6 protein-coding genes are annotated in these 7,011 nt (G+C 60.8%); 1 reads left to right on the top strand and 5 read right to left on the bottom strand.

The window, feature by feature from the left end; genetic code table 11:
• Positions 1-319 precede the first annotated feature (319 nt).
• A complete protein-coding gene (locus A37A_RS0114325; protein ID WP_018292169.1) occupies positions 320-1,444 on the top strand; it encodes a patatin-like phospholipase family protein in 1,125 nt (374 codons plus the stop codon).
• 460 nt (positions 1,445-1,904) lie between these two features.
• Here the strand turns inward: A37A_RS0114325 and A37A_RS0114315 are convergent, their stop codons facing one another.
• From A37A_RS0114315 to A37A_RS0114295, 5 genes are all read right to left on the bottom strand, one after another.
• Positions 1,905-2,711 (bottom strand): hypothetical protein, encoded by an 807-nt coding sequence (locus tag A37A_RS0114315; protein ID WP_051076313.1) that lies wholly within the window; start codon positions 2,709-2,711, stop codon positions 1,905-1,907.
• A 343-nt stretch (positions 2,712-3,054) separates the two neighbouring features.
• Positions 3,055-4,446: a hypothetical protein gene (locus A37A_RS20855; RefSeq protein ID WP_018292167.1), complete on the bottom strand. Its 1,392-nt coding sequence runs from the start codon at positions 4,444-4,446 to the stop codon at positions 3,055-3,057.
• A complete protein-coding gene (locus A37A_RS0114305; RefSeq protein ID WP_018292166.1) occupies positions 4,436-4,960 on the bottom strand; it encodes a hypothetical protein in 525 nt (174 codons plus the stop codon). Before A37A_RS0114305 ends, A37A_RS20855 begins: the two co-directional genes overlap by 11 nt.
• Before the next feature lie 99 nt (positions 4,961-5,059).
• The gene (locus A37A_RS17765; RefSeq protein ID WP_018292165.1) at positions 5,060-5,671 is read right to left on the bottom strand and encodes an energy transducer TonB; all 612 of its coding nucleotides are present in this window, start codon (positions 5,669-5,671) and stop codon (positions 5,060-5,062) included.
• Positions 5,668-6,441, bottom strand: coding sequence for a DUF72 domain-containing protein (locus A37A_RS0114295; protein ID WP_018292164.1), 774 nt, complete (start codon positions 6,439-6,441; stop codon positions 5,668-5,670). The genes A37A_RS17765 and A37A_RS0114295 overlap by 4 nt, the downstream gene beginning before the upstream one ends.
• Positions 6,442-7,011: the final 570 nt, after the last annotated feature.

Genomic DNA, 7,011 nt, shown 5'->3' with positions numbered 1-7,011 from the left:
TGTCCAACTCCTTAGCACTCAACGCTGTCCTCCTCACGCCTCCTCCTTTCCGAGGCAACATTAAGGGACATTTCTATCGAGGTCTCAGGGGGACATTTCTATTGTGGCACAACATGCTGGCATTGTCCCGTTTGCCGTTCGTAACGTATGCATCACATTCCAGCAGAATGTGAAAAAAACAAAACAGCGCCGCTGGATGTGGGAATTCCGGATACAGTCGAGTATTTTCATCTAGTTATTTGCTTGGCCAATTCCGAACAGCGAATGGAGTCTGGCGATCGAACGGAAACCATTTGGCGGGACGGAAGGATATTCTCAGATGCGTCGCCCCTTCGTTGCAGGAGTCGCGGTCGGCAGCGTTGCGGCTCTTTCGGTAATTTCTCTTGTTTTGCTCGTGACCTGCCCCTCAGCTTCGCAGCACATTTCGAACACGTTGTTCTCCCGAAGCTCTGCCGCTTCGGAGAAGGCCCGGGCCACCCCCGCCCTGCTGCCTGAGGAGAGCCGGCCCATGAGCCAAGCCCAGTCCGCTGCGGCGAAGGGGAAGATCTCGTGGGTCCTTTCGGCAGGGGCGAATCGAGGCGCAATCGAAATAGGTGCGCTGCTTGCCCTAATGTCTTCTGGAATTCGTCCGGACTTCTTGGTGGGCACAAGCGTTGGCGCGATCAACGCCGTGTTTTTTGCCGCCGATCCTACGGAAAAGGGCTTGCGAACCATGGCCGAGCTCTGGCAGCAGATGCACTCCAAAGAGGTTCTGCCAGGAAGTTTGCTAAGCAGGACGTGGCGTTTCCTTACCGGAGCCGACAGCTTGGTGGAGGGTAACGCGGTTGCAACCTATCTGGCCCGGCATTTGCCCGCAGGAGTTAGACGCTTCGGCCATCTGAAAATTCCAGTCTGCGTCACGGCGGCCGACCTGCAAACGGAAGCGCTTATCCGCTACGGCGATGATCCGGCCGGCCCTTTGGTCGAGGCGCTTGCCGCCAGTGCAGCGTTCCCCCCTTTTTGGCCGCCGGTCCTCCTCCGAGGACGGCAGCACGTTGACGGCGCCTTCGTGGCCGACATTCCCGTGGCCACGGCCCTGCACGAGGGAGCGACCACGCTCTACGTGATCGACTTGCACCCCGGCTCATGCACGCCTATCCTGCACGGGATGACTTCCATTTCGATTCGGGCTCTGGAGGTCATGCTTCATCAGCAGTTTCTGCAAGATCTTCGTCTCGCGCTCAGCACCCCGGGAGTCACGCTTTACCATCTATATCTGGGAGACATTCTCCCGGACTTACCGATCAATGATTTTTCCCATACGACTGTGCTGATCGGGGAAGGATATCAAAAAACGAAGGCGTATTTGGCTTCTCCAAGACCCAATCGAATCAATGGCAACGCGATCGTTTGGGAGACCGTTTCTCCCCCAAATGGATCCGTCCGATCCGAGCTCCTTCATTAGCCGGGAGGTCTTATTCCTCTTGGATTCGAGGCGAGGCCCGGCGGTAATCCATCCTCGCCACAAAAGCCAATAGACGATGACAAACCCGACAGACTTCCGTGAAGTCCACCGGCATCTGCTTGCCCGGCGGAGATCGAAGCTTCGCCCTACCCGCGAGGAATCGGACGAAGCATGCATGGTCGTTCTGATCGGGCGTCCGGACCAGCCTCAAAGCGGCGCATGCAGCGCATACCCGGTTACGCGGCTCTCGACAGCCCCCGCCCCTCTGCTCCCGGAAACGCGAGCATTGGACGCAACCTGGACTTTGCCGGCGAAACTGCGGCACGCAAAGCGTCGGCAAGACCGTTCGGCCGACGTCCAGGACGACCTTCCCTGGCAGGTGAATACTGGTCTATGGCTTGAGGAACGGTTGTCCAGGCGGCGATTCGCACACCAGGGGGCGGCCGAGTCCGAGGGATGGCTAGCCCTCACGATAGTCGTCAACACGGTTGAGCCAGCCGCGCAGCCAGCGCCCCTCCTGTCGTCCGGGAGGGGCGTTCCGTACTCGGCGTTCCAAGACGGAGCGAGCCGCCTTCCGGAAGGAGGGAAGCGCCGGTCCCGGCTCCATCGCTTGGAGAACATCCAGGAGTCCCCAGCCCTCTCCCCGGTAGCGTTCCGTCGAGAAGGTGCCGTCCCCTTTGAAGTTGACGTAATCGACGAGGGCAAAGAGGCCTCCCGGTGTCGCTTCGAGGGCTCGGAAGTTTCTCTCGACCCGTGCGCGCTCCCCCTCCGGGGCGGCGGCCAACATCTTCGGCAGAGAGCCTTCCAATCGTTCGATCGCAAATCGGGTCTGCTCCCCTACCGTTTCCGCCAAGAGGGAGCGGAGCTCGCGCATCCGACCAGTGTCGGCCGCGGCAAGAAACTCCTGGCGGTCGGGCCACGGGCAAGCGCGGGCTTGCGCAAGCCAACCGGGAAGAGAAACTCCTCGCCGCTCGAGGAATTGCAGGAGCTGCGGAAAACTCTCCTCGAACGGGCCATCGACTCCTGCGGGATACCAGATAAAGTGGCCGATACCGAGCGAGGCAAAATCCTCCCCGGAGTTCCACGCCGTCAACCCGGACAATTTCCCACCCGACTCATTCTGCCAGAGTCGCCGGCCGATGGCGCCGGCTTGCGACGGCGAGAGAGCGATCCGCTGCGCGGCAGCCTGAGCCGCAAGAAGACCGATCCATCCAGCAAGAAAGAGAAGCCCCCCGCGAACACAAAACGCCTTTTTCTTTTTTCTCATCGCATCCCGTTGCCGATGGGGCCGAGATCGAGCTCTTGGCGATCCTGGGCAATATCGCCTGCATGTCTCGGGCGCCCGAGACAAAGAGGCTTGCCGGATCTCTTCCACCCGCTCCCCATCTCCCTGGATGACAGGAGGCGGCTCCTCCCGCGAGGAGAACGGGAAGCATTCCTGACTCCCACGGAGTTTGCTATTATCCATTACCACTTCGGGCATGCGGGCCGCCTCGTCCTCGCCGCGGAGCTGGCGGCGCAACCGCGTCGCCGCCACCCTGGCAAGCCTCCGTCGGCGCACTCCCGGTACATCCACTTGGCCAACCTGCGGCGGAAGCTGAGCCGATCCGCTACTGGGATCCTGTTGCGAGCCGTTCGGGGGCAGGGGCTTCGGTTGGAATGGACACCGGGGAGACCGTCGGCGGAGTTGCGGTCGGAACCGAGGCCCCTGGAGCGAGCTCCCGAGCTGGAGTCGAGGAAGCCGGGTCGGAATCGCCGGGCGGCCGTCCGCTCGACCCCAGCCGGACGGAAATCGAGGAGGTCTGCGGAGGGTCGAGATCGAGCCAGACGAGGATCCCGCTCGATACGAAGAGCCGATTCACCTTCGCCGGATGCTTCGGGGTGATCACGACCTTGTCTCCGTTCCGGATCTTCCTGGGTCGATGCACGTAGAAAATGACCCTGCTGGGAATTTCAACGATCGGATAGATCAAGACCGCTCCGGCGATCCACTCGACCACCCGACGGCTCTCGACTCCCGCCGGGGTGGCGGTGAAGATACCCTCCCGGAGGTCTGACCTGGCGCTGAACGCTCCCCAGGTCCAGAGGTTTTCCGGATGAACCCCTTCTTGCTTGGCGATGGCGGCCAACGCCCCGAAGGGAACCACTCTCCGGGGTCGCTCGCGGGAGGGAGCGTTCGTTTCCGAGGTCTCTTTTGGCGCGACCCGCCGGCCGGCTCCTACCTGGGACTCGATCACGGGAGGGGATTCGAGCACCATCCGCGTGATCAAGCCGTCGACTCGGTCGATCTCCACCAGCCGTGCCGGATGGTCCTTCGGAATCGAAAACTTGGTTCCCTTCCGGAGCGTCGGCAGCGGACTCTTCGTCTGAAAGACCACGCGCCGAAAGACATAGTTTCCCGGGTTATCGATGAGATTAAAATTCTCCTCCCAATCTGGCCAGTTGATTCCTTCATTGACCGAGGCGAGAAAGAGGCCGTCGGAAACTGCGGTGCGAGCGGTGAACCGGCCGTAGATCCAGACGTTCTTCGGACGAGGTCCCTGCTTTTCCCAGATCTCCTGGACATGGACGAACTTCATCGCGCGCGCCTTCGGCTCCGGAGACGACCCGCTCGGCTTCGCTTCCGGTGCCGCCCAGGTGGGACTCGTCAGGACTGCGGAAAGGAAGGCCGTCAGGCAGAGGGACCGAACACGGCTGGCGGAACTTCCAAAAGCAGGCAGGCCAGCGGAGAGGAAGGCGGCTCCATGCCCAGGAACTCCCTCCACCGCCCGGGCGGTTCCAACCGCGCCGCCGAGCCAAGGTTCGGTTGCCGGTCGCCTCAAGGCGCAGGAAGGCGCGAGGCCAATCGGGGATGGGCGCCAGCGTTGGAGAGCGCGAACCATGTCGGCAAGGTCGGCGGCAATCGCCAGCTTCCTGGCGAGCGGCAAAGCGCAAAAAAACCGCCGTTGCGCATTCCGGGCTGTATTCCATTGTTTCTCATCCGTCTCCGTTTCAGATTCCATTCTCCTCTCCTCTCTTTTCTTCCCTAAGCGAAAGCTTAAGCTCCTCGATGTCGGCAAGATCCTGATGACGGCCCGCTCCCTGCTTCATCTCGATCAGCGTCTCCACCCGAACGAAGCGGATCGGCTCCCCTCCCGGCAGTCGTTCGCGCAACGCCTGCTCGTACTCCTCTTCGAAGGAAAACGACTCGACGACAAAAATGTCCACGGGCGTCTCCCAATGAGTCTCGCTCTGGAGCGGAAGCACGCGCATCCCTTTTTCCTCAACCCAGCGCTTCCGGGCGGACGGATTGGCAAGATCCATCGGATCGACCGGCGGCACCGGCCGATAGCCCAGCCGGGCCAAGGCGGAAAAGACCGACGAGAGATTTTCGGTGGAAAAATCGATGACCAGATCGAGGTCCATGGTCGATCTCCCGTATCCATGAGCAACGACCGCGAGCCCTCCCACCACGAGGTAGCGCGCGCCCGCGGCATTCAAGGCTTCGGTGATCTGTTTGAGGCTTTCGAGCTTCACCGGCTTAATTTCTCAGGATAAAACACCTACTTTTAGTGGCAAGAGGTCGCGCAGGCAACCGAACTATTGCCTGGAGAGAGAGATTTTGTGCGTCTGCGATCATCTCCCATGCCGGATTTCCAGCGGCCGGCCGGAGGAGGCTTTGGCGTCAAGGAATGCGGCAAACTTATCGATCGACCGGGCGGATGTTTCCAGATCGTCGTTGAGGCCCCCGAAGTCCGGCGGCCACCAGCAGCAGAAGAATTTCCACGCTCCCTCCCCCAATTCAGGACGAACGGCCGGAGGCGGGGGAACGTAAAGCGTCAGAGCCCGAAGGGCATCGAGTGCCGTGCGCTCGACCAGTCCCGCGGCATCTCCTTCGCTGCGAAGTACGGTCTTTTCCGTAATCACTCCCGCTCCGTTCAGAAAAAAGGCGATGGCGACAAAGCCATGGGTGGGAGTCAGCGCCAACCCGGTCAGAGAGAGCCGCTTGCGAGCTGCCTCCAGTTGGACCCGGCCTTCGAACGCCTCGGAAAGCCCAGAGAGGTAGCGGTCTTTCTCGGACTGAACCTGGGGCGAGATCCGCGGACCATATTCGACCACCGCGAAGATCTGCGGCCCCTTTTTGGGCGTCTTCTGAGCCGGGCCGGCCGGAGCGGAGGCGCTCGGAGCCGAAAGGGCTCCTGTCGCCAGGAAAAGGGCGGCGAGGATGGTTGCGAGCCGGGCCTTCATCCGAAGCTCCCTTCTGCGGGAAGAAGGGCAAGAAGAGTGAGCGCATTTTCCACCGCCGCCCCGCCTGCCGTGTTGTCGAAATAGAGATGCACCGTGCGAGCTTCCCCCTGCCAGGTTCTGATGCGTTCGGCCCACGAGGCAAGCTCGTTCTCGGAATAGGAAGAGACATAGGTCACTTCGGCCCCATGGAGCCGCACGAAGACCAGGTCGGTCGTGACGGCGTCCCACAAGGGCCAGTCAGCCGCATCGCTTTGGCAAGACCCAATCCGGTAATGGCCGAGGAGCGAAGCCACCTCCGGATCAAACCAGGACGGATGGCGAAACTCGAGAACGTGTCGGGCGGAGCCCTTTGCCTCGGCCAGCGCCTTGGCAAAAGATTCAAGGCGGGCGAGGTCTCTTGGGAAGAAGGCGGGAAGCTGCCAGAGGAATGCCTTGAGCTTGGAGCCCAGCGGAGAGGCATCCTCGAGCTGGAGTTGGAGCGACTCCTCCGAACGAAGCAGCCGGTTTACATGGGTGACAAAGCGGTGACCCTTGAGGGCGAAGGCAAAATCGGCTGGCGTTGCTTCCACCCACCGATGGTAGGTTTCGGCACGGGGGCGGCGGTAAAAGGAAGAATCGACCTCGACCGCCGGGAAGCGGTGCGAGTAGCGCGTAAGCCATTGCCCGCGAGGGAAGTCGCCGTAGAGAAGCGGCTTCCAATCCGGGTAGTCCCATCCGCACGTCCCCACATAGATGGGGGAAGGCTTGCCAAGCGTGGTGCTAGCCGCCATTTCTCGTGCGCCGTGAAAAGGGTGCATCGCCCAGTGGGGAGGGAGTGATCTCCACCCGGCAACTATTGCTCCAGCCGGAAGCACTCGGAGAGGCTACTGGTGGTAACGCCAGCGGTCGAAGCCTCTGGGGGAAAAGGCCCGGGAAGCGGGTCAGCGAGCAAGCAGGCCCTAAGGAAAGTGAACGCTGAACAAAGCCTCGAAACGGGCAATGCGGACGCCGAGCTCGTGAGAAAGAAGCGAAGGCCGTTGTCTCCCTGGGAAGGAGAGCAATACGTGCACTGGGGAGAGCCGCCGGGGTATTGGGCGAGGGCATGCTTTGGAGTTCGTGTTTCTGCTCATCGCTCGCTGGAAGAATGCGGATAGGTCTGCCCATTTATCCAAATTATCAGAACAAGATCCTTGTGTCTAGCTATTTATCGCTCAGCACACTAGTACATCGCGTCATAATTACGTGAAATAACAGTGCAGACTAGGTATTATGGCTTTCATTATGGGAGCCATTTTAACTGCATTACCGATTCGTGAAGAGCAGAGAGAAGTGTTAGAAGAGATCGTCCGCAAGAGGAATGC

Source organism: Verrucomicrobium sp. 3C (assembly GCF_000379365.1).
Taxonomy (GTDB): domain Bacteria; phylum Verrucomicrobiota; class Verrucomicrobiia; order Methylacidiphilales; family Methylacidiphilaceae; genus Methylacidimicrobium.
This window is presented reverse-complemented; position numbering and strand designations above follow the sequence as displayed.